Annotated in this window: 23 protein-coding genes, 1 tRNA gene and 1 pseudogene; 6 read left to right on the top strand and 19 right to left on the bottom strand. The window is 72.4% G+C overall.

All coding sequences use genetic code 11. From position 1 onward, the window contains the following. The first annotated feature begins 16 nt into the window (after window positions 1-16). A complete protein-coding gene (locus tag ACIBAF_RS09710) occupies window positions 17-871 on the top strand; it encodes a Cof-type HAD-IIB family hydrolase (RefSeq protein ID WP_399462607.1) in 855 nt (284 codons plus the stop codon). A gap of 18 nt (window positions 872-889) precedes the next feature. Here the strand turns inward: ACIBAF_RS09710 and ACIBAF_RS09715 are convergent, their stop codons facing one another. The 3 genes and pseudogenes from ACIBAF_RS09715 to ACIBAF_RS09725 form a co-directional block, all read right to left on the bottom strand. Further along, window positions 890-1,606, bottom strand: a complete 717-nt coding sequence (locus ACIBAF_RS09715; protein ID WP_399462608.1) for a response regulator — start codon at window positions 1,604-1,606, stop codon at window positions 890-892. Window positions 1,607-1,620: 14 nt separating this feature from the next. Further along, window positions 1,621-1,992 (bottom strand): hypothetical protein, encoded by a 372-nt coding sequence (locus ACIBAF_RS09720; RefSeq protein ID WP_399462609.1) that lies wholly within the window; start codon window positions 1,990-1,992, stop codon window positions 1,621-1,623. A 16-nt stretch (window positions 1,993-2,008) separates the two neighbouring features. Then, window positions 2,009-2,110: pseudogene (locus ACIBAF_RS09725) on the bottom strand (ABC transporter ATP-binding protein); the annotation flags it as partial. Between the two features lie 136 nt (window positions 2,111-2,246). Between ACIBAF_RS09725 and ACIBAF_RS09730 the strand changes: the two are divergent. Continuing rightward, on the top strand, window positions 2,247-3,491 hold the full coding sequence (locus ACIBAF_RS09730) for an amidohydrolase (RefSeq protein ID WP_399462610.1): 1,245 nt from the start codon (window positions 2,247-2,249) through the stop codon (window positions 3,489-3,491). Between the two features lie 26 nt (window positions 3,492-3,517). Here the strand turns inward: ACIBAF_RS09730 and ACIBAF_RS09735 are convergent, their stop codons facing one another. Genes ACIBAF_RS09735 through ACIBAF_RS09750 form a run of 4 tightly spaced genes read right to left on the bottom strand, consistent with a single transcriptional unit; the run spans window position 3,518 to window position 5,462 of the window. Then, the gene (locus ACIBAF_RS09735; protein ID WP_399462611.1) at window positions 3,518-3,850 is read right to left on the bottom strand and encodes a DUF3140 domain-containing protein; all 333 of its coding nucleotides are present in this window, start codon (window positions 3,848-3,850) and stop codon (window positions 3,518-3,520) included. A gap of 22 nt (window positions 3,851-3,872) precedes the next feature. Beyond that, the gene (locus ACIBAF_RS09740) at window positions 3,873-4,355 is read right to left on the bottom strand and encodes a Dps family protein (protein WP_399462612.1); all 483 of its coding nucleotides are present in this window, start codon (window positions 4,353-4,355) and stop codon (window positions 3,873-3,875) included. After that, window positions 4,352-4,642, bottom strand: a complete 291-nt coding sequence (locus ACIBAF_RS09745) for a WhiB family transcriptional regulator (RefSeq protein WP_399462613.1) — start codon at window positions 4,640-4,642, stop codon at window positions 4,352-4,354. The genes ACIBAF_RS09740 and ACIBAF_RS09745 overlap by 4 nt, the downstream gene beginning before the upstream one ends. A 22-nt stretch (window positions 4,643-4,664) precedes the next feature. Continuing rightward, window positions 4,665-5,462, bottom strand: coding sequence for a lysophospholipase (locus tag ACIBAF_RS09750; protein WP_399462614.1), 798 nt, complete (start codon window positions 5,460-5,462; stop codon window positions 4,665-4,667). A 124-nt stretch (window positions 5,463-5,586) separates the two neighbouring features. On the opposite strand from ACIBAF_RS09750, the gene ACIBAF_RS09755 reads away from it, so the two are divergent. Then, window positions 5,587-6,360 carry a sulfite exporter TauE/SafE family protein gene (locus ACIBAF_RS09755; RefSeq protein ID WP_399462615.1) on the top strand — a complete coding sequence of 258 codons (774 nt, stop codon included), beginning with the start codon at window positions 5,587-5,589 and terminating at the stop codon, window positions 6,358-6,360. 39 nt (window positions 6,361-6,399) lie between these two features. Here the strand turns inward: ACIBAF_RS09755 and ACIBAF_RS09760 are convergent, their stop codons facing one another. The 3 genes from ACIBAF_RS09760 to ACIBAF_RS09770 all read right to left on the bottom strand — a co-directional run bounded on the left by ACIBAF_RS09760 (window position 6,400) and on the right by ACIBAF_RS09770 (window position 8,289). Next, window positions 6,400-6,813 carry a PaaI family thioesterase gene (locus tag ACIBAF_RS09760; protein WP_399462660.1) on the bottom strand — a complete coding sequence of 138 codons (414 nt, stop codon included), beginning with the start codon at window positions 6,811-6,813 and terminating at the stop codon, window positions 6,400-6,402. Window positions 6,814-6,944: 131 nt separating this feature from the next. Beyond that, window positions 6,945-7,619, bottom strand: a complete 675-nt coding sequence (locus ACIBAF_RS09765) for an enoyl-CoA hydratase-related protein (protein WP_399462616.1) — start codon at window positions 7,617-7,619, stop codon at window positions 6,945-6,947. Window positions 7,620-7,692: 73 nt separating this feature from the next. After that, complete coding sequence (locus tag ACIBAF_RS09770; protein ID WP_399462617.1) at window positions 7,693-8,289, bottom strand: TetR/AcrR family transcriptional regulator; 597 nt, start codon at window positions 8,287-8,289, stop codon at window positions 7,693-7,695. Between the two features lie 180 nt (window positions 8,290-8,469). Here ACIBAF_RS09770 and ACIBAF_RS09775 point away from each other — a divergent pair, with 180 nt between their 5' ends. Both ACIBAF_RS09775 and ACIBAF_RS09780 read left to right on the top strand, forming a co-directional pair. Next, complete coding sequence (locus ACIBAF_RS09775) at window positions 8,470-8,919, top strand: hypothetical protein (RefSeq protein WP_399462618.1); 450 nt, start codon at window positions 8,470-8,472, stop codon at window positions 8,917-8,919. Continuing rightward, window positions 8,916-9,662, top strand: a complete 747-nt coding sequence (locus ACIBAF_RS09780) for a cobalt-precorrin-6A reductase (protein WP_399462619.1) — start codon at window positions 8,916-8,918, stop codon at window positions 9,660-9,662. The genes ACIBAF_RS09775 and ACIBAF_RS09780 overlap by 4 nt, the downstream gene beginning before the upstream one ends. A 32-nt stretch (window positions 9,663-9,694) precedes the next feature. Here ACIBAF_RS09780 and ACIBAF_RS09785 read toward each other — a convergent pair whose 3' ends face one another. From ACIBAF_RS09785 to ACIBAF_RS09795, 3 genes are read right to left on the bottom strand one after another with little or no spacing between them, the layout of a single operon-like run. Beyond that, complete coding sequence (locus ACIBAF_RS09785; protein WP_399462620.1) at window positions 9,695-11,779, bottom strand: MDR family MFS transporter; 2,085 nt, start codon at window positions 11,777-11,779, stop codon at window positions 9,695-9,697. A gap of 56 nt (window positions 11,780-11,835) precedes the next feature. Then, complete coding sequence (gene cobF / locus ACIBAF_RS09790) at window positions 11,836-12,609, bottom strand: precorrin-6A synthase (deacetylating) (protein WP_399462621.1); 774 nt, start codon at window positions 12,607-12,609, stop codon at window positions 11,836-11,838. Window positions 12,610-12,653: 44 nt separating this feature from the next. Then, window positions 12,654-13,184, bottom strand: coding sequence for a DUF309 domain-containing protein (locus tag ACIBAF_RS09795; protein WP_399462622.1), 531 nt, complete (start codon window positions 13,182-13,184; stop codon window positions 12,654-12,656). Between the two features lie 98 nt (window positions 13,185-13,282). On the opposite strand from ACIBAF_RS09795, the gene ACIBAF_RS09800 reads away from it, so the two are divergent. After that, window positions 13,283-13,359: transfer RNA gene (locus ACIBAF_RS09800), tRNA-Pro, on the top strand. A gap of 28 nt (window positions 13,360-13,387) precedes the next feature. Here ACIBAF_RS09800 and ACIBAF_RS09805 read toward each other — a convergent pair. The 6 genes from ACIBAF_RS09805 to ACIBAF_RS09830 form a co-directional block, all read right to left on the bottom strand. Then, entirely contained in the window at window positions 13,388-14,041 is a 654-nt protein-coding gene (locus tag ACIBAF_RS09805; protein ID WP_399462661.1) for a tyrosine-type recombinase/integrase, read from the bottom strand. A gap of 434 nt (window positions 14,042-14,475) precedes the next feature. Beyond that, the gene (locus tag ACIBAF_RS09810; protein ID WP_399462623.1) at window positions 14,476-14,988 is read right to left on the bottom strand and encodes a hypothetical protein; all 513 of its coding nucleotides are present in this window, start codon (window positions 14,986-14,988) and stop codon (window positions 14,476-14,478) included. 270 nt (window positions 14,989-15,258) lie between these two features. Then, on the bottom strand, window positions 15,259-15,456 hold the full coding sequence (locus ACIBAF_RS09815) for a hypothetical protein (protein WP_399462624.1): 198 nt from the start codon (window positions 15,454-15,456) through the stop codon (window positions 15,259-15,261). A gap of 238 nt (window positions 15,457-15,694) precedes the next feature. Then, window positions 15,695-16,090: a protein NO VEIN domain-containing protein gene (locus tag ACIBAF_RS09820; RefSeq protein ID WP_399462625.1), complete on the bottom strand. Its 396-nt coding sequence runs from the start codon at window positions 16,088-16,090 to the stop codon at window positions 15,695-15,697. A gap of 153 nt (window positions 16,091-16,243) precedes the next feature. Next, on the bottom strand, window positions 16,244-16,675 hold the full coding sequence (locus ACIBAF_RS09825) for an SRPBCC family protein (protein ID WP_399462626.1): 432 nt from the start codon (window positions 16,673-16,675) through the stop codon (window positions 16,244-16,246). A gap of 186 nt (window positions 16,676-16,861) precedes the next feature. Continuing rightward, window positions 16,862-20,398 carry a hypothetical protein gene (locus ACIBAF_RS09830; RefSeq protein WP_399462627.1) on the bottom strand — a complete coding sequence of 1,179 codons (3,537 nt, stop codon included), beginning with the start codon at window positions 20,396-20,398 and terminating at the stop codon, window positions 16,862-16,864. Between the last annotated feature and the right edge of the window lies 1 nt (window position 20,399).

The following is a 20,399-nucleotide window of genomic DNA, read 5'->3' on the forward strand; positions in this document are numbered from 1 at the left end:
GTACAGGAAGCAGGACATGCCCTACTCGCCCGCCCCCCGCCCGCCCGCCTCCGAGCCGTCGGCCGGCCCCGCCGACATACGACTCGTCGTCACCGACATGGACGGCACCCTGCTCGACGACGACAAGAAGGTGCCCGACGGCCTGTGGGACACGCTGGCGCGGCTGCGGGAACGCGGGGTGCTGTTCAGCCCGGCGAGCGGACGCCAGTACGCCACGCTGGCCGCCGAGTTCGCGGAGGTCGCCGACGGGATGGTGTTCATCGCCGAGAACGGCACCTACGTGGTGCGTGACGGCGCGGAGCTGAGCTCGGATCCGCTGGACCCCGGCGCGGTCGCGCGGGTGATCGAGGTCGTGCGCGGGCTCGCGTCCGGCGGCGTCGACATGGGCGCCGTGGTCTGCGGCAAGCGGTCCGCGTACGTCGAGCGGGCCGACGAGCCCTTCCTGGCCGAGGTCGCCCGGTACTACGTCCGCCACCGGGTCGTCGAGGACGTCACCGCCGTCGACGACGACATCCTCAAGGTCGCCCTGTTCGACTTCGGGTCCGTCGAGGAGAGCACCGCCCCGGCGCTTGCGCCCTTCGCGGACACCCACCAGGTCGTCGTCTCCGGCGCACACTGGGTCGACGTCATGAACCGCACCGCCAACAAGGGCGCCGCGCTGCGCCGGCTCCAGCGCGAGCTGGGCATCACCCCCGCGCAGACCATGGTGTTCGGCGACTACCTCAACGACCTGGAGATGCTGGACGCCGCCCACTGGTCGTTCGCCATGGCGGGCGCCCACCCGGAGGTCGTCCGCCGGGCCCGTCACCTCGCGCCCTCCAACAACGACAACGGGGTGCTGCGCACCATCGCCCGCGTCCTGGACCTCTGAACCCGACGACGGTCGTGCTCACGCGCGAGGCTGTCCGTACCCGTGCTGCCAGGCCCAGGCCGCGATCTCGACCCGGTTGCGGGCGCCCAGCTTGAGCTGGACGCTCGACAGATGCGTCTTCACCGTCGACAGGGAGACGTACAGCTCGGCGGCGATCTCCGCGTTCGTCCGCCCCAGGGCGACGAGGCGTACGACGTCCAGCTCGCGGTCGGTGAGCGGCTCGGCCAGGGTCGCCGGGAGCGCGGCCGGAGGCGGGGCGGCGGGGGTCTGCGGGGCGGTCAGATGCTGGAGCAGACGGACGGTGACCGACGGGGAGACCAGGGAGTCGCCCGCCGCGGCCGCCCGGACCGCCTCCGCGAGGAGGGTCGGCCCGGAGTCCTTCAGCAGGAAGCCGCAGGCGCCGCCGCGCAGCGCCCCGTACACGTACTCGTCCAGGTCGAAGGTGGTGACGACGACCACCCGCAGCGGGTCCGGGACGTCCCGCCCGGCCAGCAGCCGGGTGGCCTCCAGCCCGTCCAGCTTCGGCATCCGGATGTCCAGCAGGCACACGTCGGGCCGCACCCGGCGGGCCAGCGCCACCGCCTCCTCGCCGTCGGCGGCCTCGGCGACGACCGTGATGTCCGGCTGTGCGTCCAGGAAGAAGCGGAAGCCGGTGCGGACCATCTCCTGGTCGTCGGCGAGCAGGACCCGGATGGGGGCGGCGGGGCCCGACGGGTTCGTGGCGGGGTCGGTCATGGCTCGATCATGCCTCAGCCGACGGACCGCGCGGGATCGGCCGTCACCCGGCGCAGCAGCGGGCGGCTTCCGGCGATCGCCGCGAACACGGCGAGCGCGCAGAGCCCGACCCGGGCGACCAACTCCAGCGCGCCGGAGGCGCTGATCGCGGCCCCGGCCGCCTCGTCGAGCCGGCAGGAGCCGTACAGCGCCCACTGGCGGTGGCGTCGCGGTCGCGACGAGGAAGCCCAGGGGGGGGTGGCGGTGCTGACGTCGGCGGGACGGGAGGGGAGCACACGGTCGCCCGCGTATACGCAGTCCTGACGGTACGGCAGCCCGGCGCCGTGCCGGTCGGGCTCGGGGCTGCGCCGCGCGGTGCGGTCGGCGCGGGTTCCGGAGCCGAGCACTCGGCGACGATCACGAGCTGACGCACTGGGCCTGACCGCCCGACAACTGCCCCGGCCGGCGCTTCTCCAGCCCGTCCAGACCCAGCGGCGCGAACCAGCCGCGGGCGCGCCCGACGGCCAGCGCGGCAGTGGAGCCGTACTTCATGACGAGGCCGCCCCCGCCTCGGCCGAACGGCCAGAACGCCCCGGCCTTCCCGCCCCCGCTCCTCAACTGTTCGGCCTAGGCTGCGGGGAGCAGAGGAGAGGGAAGCGTAATGAGCGCACCGGCCGATGTCGCCCGCCTGACCCGGGAGATCACCTCGGGGCTGAAAACCGGGGACCTGGAGGACTTCTACACCGACCTGCACCGCCACCCCGAGCTGTCCTTCGCGGAACACCGCACCGCCGCGAAGCTCGCGCAGCGGCTGCGCACGGCCGGGTACAAGGTGACGGAAGGGGTGGCCCGTACCGGCGTGGTGGGCGTGCTCGTCAACGGCGCTGGGCCGGTGGTGTGGCTGCGCGGGGACATGGACGCGCTGCCCGTGCGGGAGGCGACCGGGCTGGCGTACGCCTCCACCGTCGACGGCCTGATGCACGCCTGCGGCCACGACCTGCACGTCACCTGGCTGGCGGCCGCCGCCGAGGTGCTCGCCGCTGCCCGCGAGACGTGGTCCGGGACGCTCGTCGTGGTGGGGCAGCCCGCCGAGGAGGCCGAGGGCGGTGCGGCGGCGATGGTCGCGGACGGCGTCCACGTCCGCTTCCCGCGCCCCGACGCTCTGTTCGGCCAGCATGCCGCGCCCGGGCTCGCCGGGTTCTACCCGCACACCCCCGGCCTGACCCTGTCGGCCTCGGACGACGTCGACGTCGTCGTGCACGGCGTGGGCGGCCACGGCTCACGGCCCGAGTCGACCGTCGACCCGGTGGTGACGGCCGCGTACATCGTGACCAGGCTGCAGACCGTCGTCGCGCGCGAGGTCGCGGCGAGCGAGTCGGCGGTGCTGACGGTGGGTCGCTTCCATGCCGGTACGAAGCCCAACATCATCCCCGCCGAGGCCCGGCTCGCGCTGAACGTGCGCACCCAGGAAACCCGGGTGCGCGAGCGCGTCCTCACCGCGATCCGGCGGGTCGTCGAAGGCGAGTGCGCCGCCGCAGGATGCCCGGTTCCGCCCGAGGTCATCGTCCACCCCGGCTACCCGAACACCGTCAACGACCCTGCCCTGGACGGGGAGATCGCCGCCGTGCACCGCGAACTCTTCGGCGATCACACGGTGTTCGACTTCGGCCAGGCGATGGGCAGCGAGGACTTCTCCCTCCTCGCCCCGCCGGGCGTGCCGTACGACTACTGGTACGTGACCTCGACCCCGGCCGCCGTCTGGGAGGCGGCCCCGGGGCAGGAGCTGCGGGAGAAGTTCGAGGGCGTGCCGGGAAACCACAGCCCGCTGTTCGCGCCGGACCTGTCGGTGCTGGCGCCGGGCGTGCGGACCCTGGTGTCGGCGGCGCTGTCCCGGCTCACCGGCTGAGACGCGCCCAGGCCACGCGGGGGGAGCTACGGCCGGAGCGGGTCGTGGCCGATCGTCATCAGACGGTGGCGGCGGCGCGTCTCCTCGGCCTCGGGCTCGTTCTCCGCGTCCGTCTGCGCGGCGACCGTGTCGACCACCCGGTACATCACCCGGATGTCGTCGTCGGTCAGGTCGGTGCGCCGCTTCTGCAGGATCGCCAGCACGTGCTGTCCGGTCGGACTGCCCGCCTCCTCGGGCAGCGGCTCCGCGTTCTCGTCGGCGTCGCGCACCCGCAGCCAGGCGGCCAGCTCCTGCGAGGTCATGTTCACGGCGCGGTGGAAGTCCTCCCACAGCGCGTCGAGTTCGAGGGCGTCGGTCATAGCAGGTCCCTCTCCAGACGGGTCACTTCTCGCGCGGCCAGTTCTCCGCCTCGAACATCCACCGCTGCTTCTCCAGCTCGGCGGTGATGCCGATCAGCAGGTCCTGGGTGACGGGATCCGGCTTGTCGGTCGCCGCGATCCGCTCGCGCAGCCGGACGATGGCGGCCCCCAGGGCCTCCGCGATCACCTGGACGACGTCCTCGTCGCGCAGCCAGCCGTCCTTCGGTGAGGGCAGTGTGAACGCCGAGGCGATGGTCTCCGGGCGGCCGTCGGGCGGCAGGCCCAGCGCCGCCGCGCGCTCCGCGACCGTGTCGGCGTACGAACGGGCTGTCGCGACCACCTCGTCGAGCTGGAGGTGGATCGAACGGAACCGGGGACCCACGATGTTCCAGTGGGCCTGCTTCCCCACCAGGGAGAGGCCGAGCAGATCCACGAGGGTGCCCTGCAGCGCGTCGAAGGTGATCTGGCGGGCCGGTTCGGGCAGCGGGCTCTTCACGACAGTCATACGGTGCTCCTCCTCGTCGCGTTCTGTCGGGCGGTCCGGAGCAGTTCCGCGCGTTCCTCCTCCCCGGTGCCGCCCCACACGCCCGACGTCTGTCCGCTGACGAGCGCGTAGGACAGGCACTCGGTGCTCACCGGGCAGCGCACGCAGACTCGTTTGGCCGCCGCGGTGTCCCGCAGGGCCGGTCCTCTCGTGCCCACGGGGAAGAACAGTTCGGGGTCCTCGCCCACGCAGGCGGCAGCGCGCAACCACTCCATGGGGGCGCGGGTGCCCAGGGCGAACCGGCGCAAACGGGCGTTTCCGTCGGCCGTCTCAGGGAGCGAGAACGCCGTCCAGGAAGCTTGTGACGTCCGCGAAGGCCTCCGCCCGGTTCGTCTCGTTGAAGACCTCGTGCCGGGCACCGGGGTAGATCCGCTCGACCGGGGCGCCGCTCAGCCGCTCCACGCCGACCCGGCTGCCGGGCAGCGGAACGAGCCGGTCGTCGTCGCCGTGCAGCCACAGCAGGGGCAGCGGGCCGACGTCGCCGTCCTTGGCGACGGTCTCCAGGGTCCGCACGAAGGCCTCCAGCGTCGGCCGTTTCATCGGGCCGTGCCAGACCAGCGGATCCGCCGCGTACGCCGCGCCGACCGCCGGGTCGCGGGAGAGCGCGGCGGGGTTGACGGGGACGTCCGGGATCTTCTCCTGCGCCAGCAGCCGGCCCGGCAGCTCCCAGGCGCCGATCACCGGGCCGGACAGCACCAGGGCGGCGAGGGTGTCGCCGTGGCGCTGGGCGTATCTGGCCGCGATCAGTCCGCCCATGGAGTGGCCGATCACGACCAGCGGGACGTCCGGGTGCGCGGCCCGGGCGAGTTCCGCGACCGCGTGCACATCGGTGACCACGTCCTCGAAGTCCTCGATCACCACCCGCTCGCCCGCCGACCTGCCGTGCCCCATGTGGTCGGGGGCGAACACGGCGGCGCCGTGCCCCCTCAGGACCTCGGCGAGTTCCGCGTAACGGCCGGCGTGCTCGCCGTAGCCGTGCACCACCAGGGCGAGCCAGCGGGGGCGCGGATGCGGCCACTCGCGCACGGCGACCGCGCCGCGGGTCCCGGTGAGGACGTGTTCGGTCATCGCTCCTCCAACTGCGTCGGCGAAGGTCTTCGAGGACAGGATCCGCCGATCCTTCCAGGGCTCCGGCCACCTGACGAGACAGCCCTGCGGCCATCCGTTAGATGTGCGTAGCATCGGTCCCCGCATGAACACGATGACGTTGTGGCACATCACCGGCTGGGAATTCGTCGCGCTCGCCGCCGCGGCCCTGCTGGTCGGCTTCTCCAAGACGGCCGTCAGCGGGGCCAACACGGTCAGCCTCGCGATCTTCGCGGCGATCCTGCCCGCCAAGGCCTCCACGGGCGTCCTGCTGCCGATCCTGATCGCCGGCGACGTACTGGCCGTCCTCACCTACCGGCGGCACGCCCACTGGCCCACGCTGTGGCGGCTGTTCCCGGCCGTCGCGGCCGGCGTGGTGTTCGGCACGCTCTTCCTGGTGTGGGCCGACGACGGGATCGTCCGGACGTCGATCGGCGCGATCCTGCTGCTGATGGCGGGCGTCACCCTGTGGCGGCACCGCACGGCCGACGCCACGGACCAACCCGACGCGGTGGTCACCCGGGCCGGCCGGATCAAGGCCCGCTCCTACGGCGTCCTCGGCGGCTTCACCACGATGGTCGCCAACGCGGGCGGCCCGGTGATGTCGATGTACCTGCTCTCGGCCGGCTTCCGCAAGCTCGGCTTCCTCGGCACCTCGGCGTTCTTCTTCCTGATCGTCAACGTCTCGAAGGTGCCCTTCAGCGCGGGCCTCGGCCTCATCGACGGCCACTCGCTGCTCCTGGACGCCGCCCTCGTCGCGTTCGTCGTCCCCGGCGCACTGCTCGGCAAGTGGGCGGTGCACCGCATCAACCAGCGGCTGTTCGAGCAACTGGTCATCGCGGCGACGGTGGTGGGCGGCCTCCAACTGCTTCTTCGCTAGGAGTACGGCGCGCACCGCATTCCTACGACGACGCCGGGGTCAGTCGTCCGCCGGAAGGATCATGCAGGTGGTCGTCGCGTGGGCGATCAGCCGGCCCTGCTCGTCGAGCACCCTGCCGTCGGCGGTGGCGGTGCGGCGGCCGACGTGGATCACGTTGCCCTCGGCGGTGAGGGTCTGCCCGTCGGTGCGGGCGGCCCGGATGTAGTTCACCTTCAGTTCCAGGGTGGTGTAGCCCGTGCCCGGCGGGAGGGTGGTGTGGATCGCGCAGGCCAGCGCCGAGTCGAGCAGGGTCGCCGAGATGCCGCCGTGCACGGTGCCGAGGGGGTTGGCGAAGTCCGGCCGGGTGTCGAGCGAGACCACGACCCGCCCGTGCTCCACGTCGTCGAATCGCATGCCGAGCAGCCGCCCGATGGACGGCACGTCGCTCAGGTTCCCGGCCTGTACGAGACGCATGAGGTCGAGACCGGAGAGGGCGGCGAGGTCGGCACGCGGCGTGTGTTCGGTGCGGTCGGTGGGCGCGGTGCGCTCGGTGGTGGTCAAGACGGTTCCTTGGGTTGCAGAAGGGGCGTGATCGGTACGGGAGTTCAGCCGCCCAGGGGGTTCTCCGTGTCCCGCAGGGCGGCCAGGGCGGGCGTGTACAGGCGGGACTTGATGGTGCCCAGTGTGTCGCCCGCCTTGCCGGCCTGCGCCGCGGCGATGTCGACGGCGGTGGCGAGTACGGCGTCCTCGTCGACCGCGTGGTCGACGATACCGGCGGCCAGCGCGTCGCTGCCGCCGTAGCGCCGGGCCGTGACCATGACCTCGTGCGCGGACTGCGGGGCGAGCCTGGCCTGGATGAGGGCGGACATGCCGGGGGAGAAGGGGATGCTGAGGTCGGCCTCGGGCAGGCACCAGAAGCCGCGGTCGGCGCGCATCACACGAAAGTCGTGGGCCAGCGAGAACATCGCGCCCGCCGCGAAGGTGTGCCCCTGCAGCGCGGCCACGGTCACCACGGGCAGGGTCAGCAGCCGGGCGAAGAGCTCGTGCACCGAGACGACGTAGTCCACATGCCGGTCGGGGTGGGCGAACACCCAGTCCAGATCGAGGCCGTTGGAGTAGAACTTCCCCGTGGCGGCGGTCACCAGGGCGCGTGGCCCGTCCGCCTTCTCCACCTCGTCCAACGCGCTGCCCACGGCCGCGATCCAGTCGGGGTGGAACCGGTTCTCGCCGTCGCCGAGATCGAGGACGAAGACGGCGTCCTGGCGGGTGAGCGTGGGCATGATGACTCCTTCACAGAGGGGCACACGGGAGGACACGGGGCATGCGTACAAGGCGTGCGGCGTGGGGCGCAGGTCAGGACTCCGGGGCGGCGGGCCGAAGAGCGTGCTCCAGCAGGGCGCGGATCTCCGCCGCAGTCGCGTCGAGCGGGGCGGGGCTCCGCTCGGCCCGGCACATGATCACGGCGCCTTCGGCGGCGGCCACGACGAACGCGGCAAGCCGTGCCGCGCGCTCCTCGGGCAGGCCGTGGCGCAGCAGCAGGGCGGCCAGGGCCGCCTGCCAGCGAGCGAAGGCCGCCGCTGCCGAGCGGGCGCGCTCCGGCGCGCTGTCGTCGCTCTCCACCGCGACCGCCACGACCGGGCAGCCGAGGCGGAAGTCGCTGCGCAGGAGGCGGTCCCGCCACAGCGCGAAGAACCCGTCGACGGCCCGCAGCGGATCGGGGTCGTCCATGGCGGCGTCGATCAGGCCGGCGATGACGTCCCCGGCGAAGACCACGGCCTCGTCGATCAGCTGGGTCCGGCCGCCGGGGAAGTGGTGGTACACCGAGCCGCGGGGGGCGCCGCTGTGGGCGAGCACCCGATCGATGCTCACGCCGTTGGCCCCGTGCTCCCCGAGCAGAGCGACGGCACTCGTGACCATCCGCTCACGACTGTCACTCCTGCGTGGGCTCATGACTCTGATTATGCTCTATGACATAGAACATGCAAGAGCCGATCTCGACGGGGATCGGTGGGCAGGGCGACAGCGGCCCGAAGCGGCCCGAGCAGGGGCGGAGGCCTCGCGGCGGCTGCCTAGACTGACCGGCGGACGGCGGCGGAGCCGCGGGTGACGCATCGATCGGGGCAGGGAGAGATGGCTGCTGCACGGCGGGCGCCGTTGAACGACGTCGCCGCGGAGAGCGGGGTCTGCCGCGCCACGGTGAGCTTCGTGCTCGACGACGGCCCGCGACAGACGATCTCCGAGACCACCCGCGACCGCGCCCCGGCGCTGCCCGACCACGACCTCCCGTCCACCGGGGTCCGATCCACCGGGGTCCGTTCCGCCGGGGGGCGTCCGCGGTCCGCCCGCGAGACCGCCCACCGGCCGGGCCTGGCGTCGTCGGCGTCCTTCGAGGCGTCCCGGCCGAGGGAAGCGGGCATGGACGCGGTCCGCGCCTTGCATGCCGAGCACCCAGAGGCGACGGCGGTCGCCGCCTACGACGACACCGGGTACGGCGCACTCGTCACCCCCACGCTCACCACCGTCCGCATCGACGCCGAGCCCTGCGTCCCCCGTGCCGCCGTCGTGCGGGGGTCGGCATGAGCAGACACGTTCTGGTGCTGGGCGGCACCGCCGAGGCACGTGAGCTCGCCGGCGCTCTGGCGGCCCGCCGCGGAGTCCGGGTGACCTCGTCGCTGGCGGGCCGGGTGTCCCGGCCGGGGGCGCTCGACGGGGACGTACGGATCGGCGGGTTCGGCGGGGCGGAGGGGCTCGCCGACTGGCTGCGCGAGCAGCGGACGGACGCCGTCGTCGACGCCACGCATCCCTTCGCCACCGGCATCACCGCGAACGCGGCGAGCGCCGCGGCGGCGACCGGCCTGCCGCTGGTGGTACTGCGCCGCCCGGGCTGGCGGCCGGGGGCCGGCGACCGCTGGCACGAGGTGGCGTCGCTGGCGGCGGCGGCCGAGCTGCTGCCGAGCGTGGGCCGACGGGTCCTGCTGACGACGGGCCGGCTCGGCCTCGCGGCCTTCGCCCACCTCGACGGCCCGCACTTCGTCGTACGGTCCGTGGAACCGCCCGCGCCGCCGATGCCGCCCGACGTCGAACTGGTCCTGGCACGCGGCCCGTTCACCGTCGCCGACGAGCTGGCGCTGCTGCGGGGCCACCGCATCGACGTGCTGGTGACGAAGGACAGCGGCGGAACGGCGACAGCCGCGAAACTCACGGCCGCGCGGGAACTGGGACTCCCGGTCGTGGTCGTACGACGCCCGCCGCTGCCGGCGGGCGTGACGGCCGTCCCGGACGTGGGAGCCGTCCTGGACGAGCTGGGCCTCATCCTGCGGTGACGCGGCCGGCCGGCGGTCCGGGGGCGCGACTCTCAGGGCGCGAGGACCGCCTGTTCCGGCTGCGGGCGGCGCGGGGAGAGGCCGTCGCCCAGGTCCTCGACCAGGAGCCGCTTGGAGATGGCGTCCACCGCTGCCCGCAGGTCGCCGCCCGCCGGGCGGCCGATGTCCTGAGTCACCTGCTCCTCCAACCACGTGCCCCAGGCCTCGCCGATGGTCCGGGCCTCGCGCGCGCCCGCCTCCGTGTGGGAGAGGAGGGAACCGTGGCGGGTCAGGTATCCCTCGTCGACCATGCGGTCGAACACCGGCAGCAGCACCTCCGGCGGCATATGGCGGCGGGCTGCGATCAGGCCGAGGCCGGCGTGGCCGACCAGCCGCGTGAACAGCTCGACCTGCATCACCGCCCAGGCCCCGGCGACGTCGAGACGGGTGTCGGAGGCCTCGAAGAGCCGCCGCGCGGTGTCCGGGTCCGCAGTGCCGATGATCTTCGCGACGGACGCCTCCAGCACCCTCTGGGAGTTCGCGCCGGACGGCTGCCCGAACCCGTCGCCCATGTCGGTGGAGCCCATCCGTGCGCTGTCGCGCAGTTGGACCTGTTTGAGGAACAGGGCGACGACGAAACCCACGGCCGCGACGGGCACGGTCCACAGGAAGACCGTCTGGATGGTGTCCGCGTACGCCTCGACGATCGGGGCGGCGACGGGGCCGGGTAGTCTGTGCAGGCCCTCCGGGCTGGTCGCCGCCCTCGCGATGGTCGCCGTGTCGACACCGCCGCCCGCCGCCGAAACCGCGGACGCGATGCCGTCCTTCAGGTTCGGGGTGAGGGAGTTGGTGTACAGGGTGCCGAACACGGCCGTGCCGAAGGAACTGCCGAGGGTGCGGAAGAAGGTCACGCCGGAGGTGGCGGTGCCCAGGTCGACGTACTCGACGGTGTTCTGCACGACGATCGTCAGCACCTGCATGCACAGGCCGATGCCGGTGCCGAGCACGAACATGTACAGCGACTCCAGCCACGCGCCCGTGCCGGGCCCCATGAGGGACATCAGATACAGGCCGACGCCCATCACCAGCGAGCCGACGATCGGGAAGAAGCGGTACTGCCCGGTCTTGCTGACCACGTTGCCGCTGAAGATCGACGCGATGAGCAGCCCGACCACCATGGGCAGGGTGCGCACGCCGGAGACCGTGGCCGAGTCGCCGTCGACGTACTGGAGGTACGTCGGCAGGTAGGTCATCGCGCCGAGCATCGCGAAGCCGACGATGAAGCTGAGGATCGAGCAGACGGTGAAGACCGGGTTGCCGAACAGCCGCATGGGCAGCATGGGCTGCTGGGCGCGGGTCTCGGCCCAGCAGAACAGGCCGAGGGCGACCACGCCGCCCACGAAGAGCCCGATGATGACGCCCGAGCCCCACGCGTACTCGTTGCCGCCCCAGCTCGTCGCCAGGATCAGCGCGCTCGCGCCGACCGCGACCAGCGCGATGCCCAGGTAGTCGATGACCGGGCGGACCGCCGACTTCACCACCGGGATGGTGCGGTCGGCCGCGAAGACGACGAGAATCGCGATGGGCACGTTGACGTAGAACGCCCACCGCCAGGTCAGGTGGTCGGTGAACAGCCCGCCCAGCAGCGGTCCGATGACGGTGGCCACCCCGAACACGGCGCCGATCGCGCCCTGGTACTTGCCCCGCTCCCGCAGCGGGATGACGTCGGCGATCAGCGCCATCGCCGTCACCATCAGCCCGCCCGCGCCGATGCCCTGCACGGCCCGCCAGGCGATCAGCAGCGACATGTCGGTCGCCAGCCCGCACAGGAACGACCCCGTGATGAAGACGATCGCCGAGACCTGGAAAACTGCCTTCCGGCCGAACAGGTCGCCGAACTTGCCGACCAGCACGGTCGCGACGGTCTCCGCGAGGAGGTACGACGTGACCACCCACGACATGTGCGCGGCCCCGCCGAGGTCCGACACGATCGTCGGCAGCGCCGTGCCCACGATCGTCTGGTCCAGGGCCGCGAGCAGCATCCCCAGCACGATCGTCACGAAGACGACGTTCCGGCGGCGCGCGTCCAGCACGGGCGGCTGGGCGGCGGCCGGAGCGCCTTCCTCGATGACGGTCACGAGGTCACGATCACACCGGCACACCGTCCGCGCACGTGGGACGGGCCGCTCGGGGGCTACTTCCGGTCCGGGGCGCGGCGCAGCAGGTAGGTGTCCATGATCCAGCCCTTGCGTTCGCGGGCCTCGGCGCGCAGCCGCTCGATGCGCGGGCCGGCCTCGGCGATCGGACCGGAGACGAGGATCTCGTCCGGGGTGCCTATGTAGGCGCCCCAGTAGATGTCGACGTCGTCCTCGGCGTACTGCCGGAACGTCTGATGCGCGTCCAGCATCACCACCACGTCGTCCACCCCCTCCGGGAAGCCCTCGGCGAGCCGGCGGCCGGTGGTGATCTGCACGGGCCGGCCCACCCGGTTCAGCCCGGTCCGATGCCGGGCGACGAGCGCCGAGACACTGCTGATCCCGGGCACGACGTCGTACGTGAAGTCCACCGCGCCCCGGGCCAGCACCTCCTCGAGGATGCCCAGCGTGCTGTCGTACAGCGCCGGGTCGCCCCACACCAGGAACGCGCCGCGCTCGTCCTCGCCGAGCTCCTCGGTGATCAGCCGCTCGTAGATGTCGGCGCGGGCGCTGCGCCAGTCGCCGACGGCCGGGGAGTAGGCCGCGCCGCGGGCCCGGCGGTCCCGCTCCGGGTCCCGGGCCTCGACCACCCGGTAGCCGCCCTGCGGTATGTGCGTGGCCAGCATGTCGTGGCGCAACCGCGTCAGGTCGCTCTTCACCTCGCCCTTGTCCAGGACGAAGAACACGTCCGTGCTCCGCAGCGCCCTGACCGCCTGCAGGGTCAGTTGGTCGGGGTCGCCCGCGCCGATACCGATCACATGAATCTCTCGCACGCCTCGAGTCTGCCGTACGCCACTGACAGTGACCGTGCCGGGTGTCAGCGCAGCCGCGGCGCCCGGGCCCGCGCGTCCACCGCCGTGTCCGTCCGCTCCACCGTGTCCGCCAGTGCGCGCGCCCAGCCGACCAGCCCGGCGAGGTCCATCCCGTACGGCCGCACCTGCCCCGCGGCCGCCGCCCATTCCCCGACGGCCCCGGCGCCGCGTCGCAGCAGCCGTGCCCCGCCCGTGCGGTTCCCCCGGGCCGCGTGCGTCAGACCCACCGCGAGCTGGGCGAGCCCGCGCCACAGCGCGCGTTCCGACTCGGGGCCCGACTTCCAGGCGTCCTCGAAGACCTCGTGCGCATGGAACGGCTTCCCGGCGTCCAGCAGGGCCTGCGCCTCGGCGACGCTCTCCTGCGGCGTGCGGACGACGCCCTCGGGCTGCCGCTCCACCCCGGCCGTGCCGTACGGCAGGGGCCGACCGAGCCCGTCCCGCGGTCGGGCGTTGCGCGCCCGCCCTTCGCCGTCCCGGTCCCGGGCGCCGGCGGACCGACCCCCGCGCGTACCTCCTGTGCTGCCCAAACGGTCCATACGGCGATTGTCCCGCGCCCGGGCCCGCTTCGGCGCTGCGCCCGGCGTGGGGTAAAGTGCTGTTCGCGCGATCACACGGCCCGCCGTGCGAAGCGCACCGGGACGTGGCGCAGCTTGGTAGCGCACTTGACTGGGGGTCAAGGGGTCGCAGGTTCAAATCCTGTCGTCCCGACCAGCTTTGATGCAGGTCGGAGGCCGTTCTCTCATCCATGGGAGAGCGGCCCTTCGTGCGTTCGGGGATGTGGTGGTCCAATGTCACGCCCGGGCCGGGGTTGGTCCACCGGGGCGCTGATGGCGGGCGGAGCAGGGGAGCGGAGCCGATGTAGGGCTTCGCGGCGCCGATGGATGTGGTCACGTGGTGGTCGCAGCCACGCTGGCTGGTTCGCGTGCCAGTCAATGCATTCTGCGCCGGTAAGGGCACGGTCGATGGTGTCGACGGCTTGGCGGGCTGCTTTCTGGGTGAGGTGGCTGTAGAGGTTCGCGGTGGTCGACAGGGCGGAGTGCCGCAGCGTCTTGGACACCACGGTGAGCGGGACACCTGCGGTGATCGTGGCGGCCAGGTGCCTAAGGTCGTGGACCGTAACCCGGGAAACACCGGCTTCCTCAGACAGCCGGCGGAGCCGATCAAGCACCAGATGCGGTCTGAGCGGGCTACCGTCGTGCCGGCAGAAGACCAGTCCGGCGAACGGGTTGTTGGGATCTCCGCGGGTCCGGGAAGTTGATCGTGCCCGATGACGGAGGGCAGTGGCGACGCGGGGTGAGATGGCGACCCAGCCGCGGCTCGACCGGGTCTTTGGCGTGGTGATCACAAGGTGGTTGTTGTCGATGGCGGAGAGGGTGCAGCGCACGTAGAGCACGCCTTGGTCGAGGTGGACGTCGTTCCAGTGCAGACCGTAAGTCAAGGTGCACCCTGCAATTCAACCGCGGAGAGTATGCAGCGCACGTAAAGGACGCCCTCGTGTAGGTGGACGTCGTTCCAGTGCAGGCCGAGGACCTCGCCCTTGCGCAGGCCGGCGCCGATGAGGAACTCGAAAAGGTCGGCCAGGTCCGGGTCGGCCCGGTGGCAGTGACGGAGAAAGCGGACCGCCTCGTCGGCGGTCCAGATCCGGCGCTCCGGCGCGGGCGGCCGCCGCAGGGCCGGTGGGCTGGCGGGGTTGTGGGCGAGGCGGTGCTGGCGGACCGCGTCCCCCAGCGCGCTGGAGAGGGTGGCCAGGCACCGGTAGAGGGTGATCGGCCGCAGCCGGCGCCGATCTGGCCGGTGACGAAGGCGCTGATGTGCCGGTGCCGGAGCTCATCCAACTTGAGGCTCGCCGAAGGCGGGAACGAGACCGTTGTGCACATAGTCCCGGTAGCGGACCATGGTCGTCGGCTTGAGCACCAGAGCCTTCGCCGCCAGCCAGGTGTGCAGGTAGTCGGCGACGGTCTGGTTCGGGTCGGCGCTGAACCCGCCCGCCTCACCCTCCAGAAACGTCCGCAGCGCGGCCTCGGCGGCGTCGGGGCTGGGGAAGCGGCCGCGCCGGACGGTCGTCCGCCGGTAGTGCGGGGCGGGGACGTCGACGGCGAACGCCCACGTCCGATGGTGACCGTCGGTGAACAGGCGGGGGCAGCGTGCTCCGAGCCGGCGGCGGTGGCTGTCGCGGCAGCTGCACCTGGGTAGACGCGGCCGCGGTCGGTGGTGGTGCTCATGAGGATGCCTCCCGGAGGCGGAGGAAGGGCCGATGCCTCCAGTCTCGTGCGACCACCTGCGGCAACAACGCCCGCGATACCTGCCGTGACCAGCGCGTTTCCCTTTGCCGGGCGCCAAGGGCTACGGCTCGGGAGCGGTGGAGTTGCCCATCGGTTACCCCGGCAGATTCTTCGTCTGCTGGTGGTACACGCTCACCGTCGCCTCTGACCTGCGACAAAGGGTGGAATTGTCTGCTGCTGAGCCGACTTGGTCCGCACCTGGTCCGGATCTTGGTCCGTGATCTGTGGTGTTGGCGTGCGAGTCCTGCGGTACGACATGGCACAGGTCGTACCGACGGTCCAGGGGCGTCCAGCTGGTCCAGGGCAAGCGCTTATTGACTTCGGCTCGTTAGGGTGAGGTCGGGTCGCCGAGGGCGAGGCTGGTGCCGGTTATGAAGCCGTTGAGGTTTTCGGGCCGGTACTGGGGTTGTTTGAGCCGGTTGCGGACAAGGGCCTCCAAGCGGTCCAGGGCGACTACGGCAAGGCAGGCCAGGCTGCGCTCGACGTGCGCCCACTCGTCGGTCCCAAGGGCGACGACAGGCCGCACAGCACGACGCTGCCGCGCGACTTCGCCGGACCATCGAACGGAAGGGTTCCGCCTGGTGTGCCTCGTGCCTGGGCGACTTCTCCGTGCCCGGGGTGGACGTGGCCCACGTACGCCGGCCTCTCGCCATGGGCGGGACCGGACACGGACGGCAACGTGCACGTGCTGTGCATCGACTGCCACCAGCTGGAGACAGCAACGGAGTTCAGCTCTGCGGCCTAGCGGTCCTGTGGCTTCTTCGTCACAGCAGGTATGAGAAGCGCAGTGCCCCGCCTTCCTCGCGGTAGCGGCCCCGGCCGCGCTTTCCGTGGGGGTTGGGGAGCATTTGGACGGCCATCTTGTGAGGGGTGAGGGCGTGTGTGACCACCAGGAGGCGCCAGCGGTCGTTGCCCGCGTGCCGGCGGGCTGCGCGGACCTCGCTCTCTCCCCGCTCGAAGCGGCCGCCTTCGCCCCCGGTCGCCTTCACCTCGTACAGGTAGGGCCGACTGCCGGAGCCGACCCGGAAGTCGAAGCCGAGGCCGTCGTCGCCGGACGGGCCGGGGAAGGCTTTGCGGCGGTTGCCCGACATCCAGCCGGTCTCGTCCATGCGGTCCGGGTAGCGCGCACACAGCCACTGGTACGCGTACCACTCGCCCACGTACCCGATTGCCTCCCGCTGGGCCGTGGCCAGCCCGCTGTCCCCACCGCGGCCTGGTACCCGCCGGAGTACGCGTCCGTGGTCTGCTCCGACTGCGATGCCGTGATCAAGACCTGACGGGCGTGTGCGACGCCCGGCCTTCGCACCCCCCGCTTACCGCCCTTGTTCCACGCACTGCTTGAACTGCTCCAGATCGCTGCGGACGAGCCGCTCGATCGCGTTCACCTGGGCGAATCCCTTCGGCCCGCCGAAGGTGTCCCTGACCGCGTCGGGGTCGTACTCCAGCCGTGCCTGGACGCGGGTGTGGTTCTGGTCGATCGGCTGCAGCGAGAAGGAGCCCATCAGGTCGGGGGCGCCCGTGGTCTGCCAGTCCATCACGCGTTCCCCCGTGCGATCGGAGACCTCGGTCTCGAACTCCCGGACCCGGCCGCCGGCCTCGACGTCCAGACGCGCGCGGCCCTCCGTCTCCGAACGGGCCTCGCGCACTCCTGCCACGAAGCGCGGATAGTTCTCCGTCCGGTGCAGGTCGTTCCACGCCTTGTCGATCGGAACTCCGACATCGATGTGCTCTTCGAGGGTGCTCATGGCCCACCTCCAGGTTCGGCTCACGACGCATGGCCTTCTCCCTCCAGTCTGCGCCCGGCCGTACAGCCGAAGCGGAGACGTGCCACGCGAAAGGGCCCACGCATGAAGAGCCCTCACAGGCTCTCGCCTGCGAAGACCCCTCACGCTGTCCGGACGGGTCGGGTTCTCGGTGCTCGCCGCCGCAGGTCAGGACGTGCCGCCGGGACCCGCCAGGGTGCCCACCGCGACGGACGACCCCTCGGCGCGTACCCACACTTTGACGACCTCCCGGGGGCGGCCCACCGCCCAGGCCCGGTCCAGGCCGGGGGACGTCTCGATCCCGCAGGGGTGGGTGCGCAGCAGGCGGCCCACGTGGTCGCGTACGGCGATCCGGGCCGGCCGCAGGGGATGGTCGCAACCCTGCTCGGGAAGCCGGTAGAGGCTGTCGACCAGGCCGGGATACCAGTCGGCGCGCTGGACGTCGGCCGCGGTCACGTGGGTGACGCCCTGCTGGGTCGTGCGGCTCACCCCAAGGCCCGCCGCGTAGGCGCGGTCACGCAGGAACGCCCACCGTGCCGGATGGTCGGCGGGACCGGTGAGGCCCAGGGGCACCAGAGCGTCGGTGAGCCGGATGTCGGCGACCATGGCCCGACGCCGGAACAGTTGCAGGCCGACGCGGACGAAACTGCCGGCGGGCAGGTCGTCACTGTCCAGGAGCCGGGCCTCGACACGCAGCGGCGCGGGGCCTAGCAACGGCTCGTACAGATCGAGGCTGTCCAGGCGGTAGGGGTAGGCGAACACATCACGCGGAAGCGTCTCGTCCCAGGTCCACAGGGCGTGGTGGGGGACGATGTGCAGCGCCGCGTCCAGCAGGCCGGAATGGTGGGCTGCCGGTGACACGGAACCCCGCCGGGGGTCGATCACGCCGCTGGCGCCCCGGTCACCGATCCGCATGGCGCGCAGATAGTGGAAGGCGGGCCCGTGGAAGACGAGGGGGGCGTCGCCCTCGTACGGCAGGTGGGCGACCGGGCGGGCTCCTGTGAGGGGAGGCAGTGGCGCGGCCGGCTCCGGGTGTCCCGGCTCCGCCGTTCCCCTGGCGGCGAGAGTGGGTTCGCCGACGGGAGCGGGGTCGCCGGTCCCGTCGTCCGCCGGGAGGAGCAGGAGGTCCACCCCCGTGCCGCGCTCGCCCCGGCGGATCGCGGTGACGTAGCGGACCGGGGCGTCGGCCACGATCCACCGGCGAACTGTCAGGTCACGGATACGGCCCGGTCGCCGGCCGGTGGCGCGTTCGGCGGCCTCCGCCACCATCCGCACCACATGCATCATCGGCACGCTCGGGGTGGTCAGGGCGGGACAGTGGTCCGCGAGCCAGGTCTCGTGCGCCGGGTCGAGGAGTTCTCCGGCGAGGTGCCCGCCCGTGGGCGGGACGGCGGTGGGGTGTGCCTCTCCGGGAGCGAGCGCCGCCTCGGGGGTGATCCGCAGGGCCAGGCCCTCCACGCGGTAGATGAGGGTGTCATCCGCCCACAGTGTCCCCCGGGCCTCCAGACAGTGACCGTGCGCGTCCTGCCGTTCGGCGGTGATCTCCAGTTGCACGGTGACGAGCCGATGCGCCGGGACCACCTGCCCGCGGTACCGCCACACCAAGGCGACGTCGGCGGACGTCGGCTCACAGCGAGACGCCCGCGGCCCCGCCGCCAGACCCCGCTCGACGGCGTAGGCCTGGAGCGACTGGTACATGGCTTCGACGCCGAGTGATCCGGGCTGCACCGGGTCCTGGAAGAAGTGGGCCTTGAAGAACCAGGCGTCCGCCCGGATCTCCGTCTCGGCGCGGATCCGGCCGGGCTCGTCGCCGTTCGCAGGCCGGTAGCCGGTGATGCGGTCGAGCACCAGCAGGTCGGAGTCGGGCAGCCGCAGCGGCCCGGTGAAGAACTTCTCCGGCCGGCCGGTGAGGTCGACGCAGCGGGTGTCCGGTTCGGCCCGGTGCCGCTGTTCCGCCTCGGACGGGGGCAGCCCGGCCTGTCCTTCGAACGCGGACGGCGGAAAGAACCCGAAGCTGGTGGTGAAGGCGAGGAACGGGTCATCTTCGTCGTCGGCGCGGCATTCGACGTCGAAGAAGAGCAGGAGCACGGCGCCGTCGTCCGCCCAGTCGGTGAGCGTGGCCCGGGTGCGGACCCGGCGCGGGGCGAGTCCTTCGGTGCGCAGCGCCCTGGTCCGCCCGTCCAGGTTGCGGAAGAGCAGGTCCGCGTCGCGGCCGAGGCAGCAGCCGCTGTACTGGGCGAGCCAGCCGCAGGGTTGCAGGCCGATCTCCATCAGCGCGGCCATGGACGGCCGCGGCGGGGCGCTGTCGCCTCCGTCGTGGCCGCCGAGCCACGCGCCGCCCGGAACGTCGTACTCCGCCTCCACCCAACTGCCCTTGCGCAGCCGCGCCTTCGCGGCCCCGAGGGCGCTGACGCGGGTCATGAACAGGAACGGCGGCGCGGGGACCCGCAGCGACCGCACCGGCGTGTCCAGTGCGCCGAACTCCGGGCCGAGCGCGTCCCGGTAGCGTCCACGGGCGTGGGCGAGCATGCTCCGGCGGTCCAGGGTCAGCCCGTCGACCACGGCTGCGCGCTGATCGGGGGCGGTACCGCCGTGCAGCGCGGGCCCGGTGTGCCCTCGGTCGCCGAGGGGCCAGTCCTGCACCAGGTCGAGCGCCAGTCCTGCCACGGTGCACGCCGTCACGCCGTCCACCCGGCACAGCACGTCCGCCCTGATCCGGGGCACGGGACCGGGGCACACGTCGGTGACGAACACTTCGTAGACCAGGACCCGGCTGCGGGGGGTGGCCTGCGCGCGCAGACACACGGACTGCCGTTCGCCCCGCGCCGGTTCGAAGCGCCAGCCGTCACGGTCGACGGTCGTACCGAGGGCGACCTGGTGGAAGGCGAGTGCCTGGAGACAGCCCTCGAGCAGGAGGAAGGACGGCAGGTGCGGGTCGCCGGGTTCGCCGCCCGCGAAGAACCACTGGTCGGGTGTGAGGTTCAGCCGTGCCCGCAGGTAGCCCCGGCCCAGCGGTCCGCCCGTCGGGTCGAAGTCGGTGACCTCCTCGAAGAGCAGCCCTCGCGCCGTGGTCAGGCGCGGGCTGCGGACGTGGGCGGCGGCCCGCTCCCAGCCCGCTCCGAAACAGTCGGCCGGACGGCCGTCGGTGAAGGCGCGCACCTGGGCGGCGGTGAAGGAGGCGGAGGTGCAGACCGTGGGCGGGAGCCCGAACGGGCCCAACGGGCGGCCCGGGTGTTTCTCCGGTGTCCACAACACCCCCTTCGCGTCGGCGAGTTCCCGCTTCGTGAAGAGCCCGGCCTGTCCCCCGCGGACGCTGAGCCGGAGTTCGCCGTCGACGCGGACGTCGGAGCGGAAGGAGAGCAGGGGGACACCGACGTACTCGGCGCGGTCCTCCACCCCGGTCTCGCAGCGAAGGGTCTGCCCGGGCACGGGGAGCGGACCATGGAAGGTCAGTGCGCAGTCGAGCAGGCGGTACGACCGCCCGGACGGGGCCTCCGGGTCCTCACCGGACGGACCTGCGGGCGGGCGGTTTCCCTGCCCGGCCGCCAGCAGAGCGCCCGCACACACCCGTCCGGCCGGGTCGAGGTACCAGTGGCCCTGGGCGATGTCCGTCTCGGACCGCATGACGGCCCCGGGCGCACCGCCCGGTTCGCGGTCGGCCCACGTCACCCGGTCGGCCGGGATCGTCGGCGGGTGTACCGCCATC

It is taken from the genome of Streptomyces sp. NPDC051677, from assembly GCF_044453465.1.
Taxonomy (GTDB): Bacteria; Actinomycetota; Actinomycetes; order Streptomycetales; family Streptomycetaceae; genus Streptomyces.

Coding starts and splice junctions, on each gene's coding strand:
- ACIBAF_RS09755 (WP_399462615.1), top strand. CDS start 5,587: ATGAACACGATGACGTTGTGGCACATCACCGGCTGGGAATTCGTCGCG.
- ACIBAF_RS09760 (WP_399462660.1), bottom strand. CDS start 6,813: ATGCGTCTCGTACAGGCCGGGAACCTGAGCGACGTGCCGTCCATCGGG.
- ACIBAF_RS09710 (WP_399462607.1), top strand. CDS start 17: ATGCCCTACTCGCCCGCCCCCCGCCCGCCCGCCTCCGAGCCGTCGGCC.
- ACIBAF_RS09715 (WP_399462608.1), bottom strand. CDS start 1,606: ATGACCGACCCCGCCACGAACCCGTCGGGCCCCGCCGCCCCCATCCGG.
- ACIBAF_RS09775 (WP_399462618.1), top strand. CDS start 8,470: ATGGCTGCTGCACGGCGGGCGCCGTTGAACGACGTCGCCGCGGAGAGC.
- ACIBAF_RS09825 (WP_399462626.1), bottom strand. CDS start 16,675: ATGAGCACCCTCGAAGAGCACATCGATGTCGGAGTTCCGATCGACAAG.
- ACIBAF_RS09750 (WP_399462614.1), bottom strand. CDS start 5,462: ATGACCGAACACGTCCTCACCGGGACCCGCGGCGCGGTCGCCGTGCGC.
- ACIBAF_RS09735 (WP_399462611.1), bottom strand. CDS start 3,850: ATGACCGACGCCCTCGAACTCGACGCGCTGTGGGAGGACTTCCACCGC.
- ACIBAF_RS09765 (WP_399462616.1), bottom strand. CDS start 7,619: ATGCCCACGCTCACCCGCCAGGACGCCGTCTTCGTCCTCGATCTCGGC.
- ACIBAF_RS09780 (WP_399462619.1), top strand. CDS start 8,916: ATGAGCAGACACGTTCTGGTGCTGGGCGGCACCGCCGAGGCACGTGAG.
- ACIBAF_RS09730 (WP_399462610.1), top strand. CDS start 2,247: ATGAGCGCACCGGCCGATGTCGCCCGCCTGACCCGGGAGATCACCTCG.
- ACIBAF_RS09770 (WP_399462617.1), bottom strand. CDS start 8,289: ATGAGCCCACGCAGGAGTGACAGTCGTGAGCGGATGGTCACGAGTGCC.
- ACIBAF_RS09830 (WP_399462627.1), bottom strand. CDS start 20,398: ATGGCGGTACACCCGCCGACGATCCCGGCCGACCGGGTGACGTGGGCC.
- ACIBAF_RS09795 (WP_399462622.1), bottom strand. CDS start 13,184: ATGGACCGTTTGGGCAGCACAGGAGGTACGCGCGGGGGTCGGTCCGCC.
- ACIBAF_RS09740 (WP_399462612.1), bottom strand. CDS start 4,355: ATGACTGTCGTGAAGAGCCCGCTGCCCGAACCGGCCCGCCAGATCACC.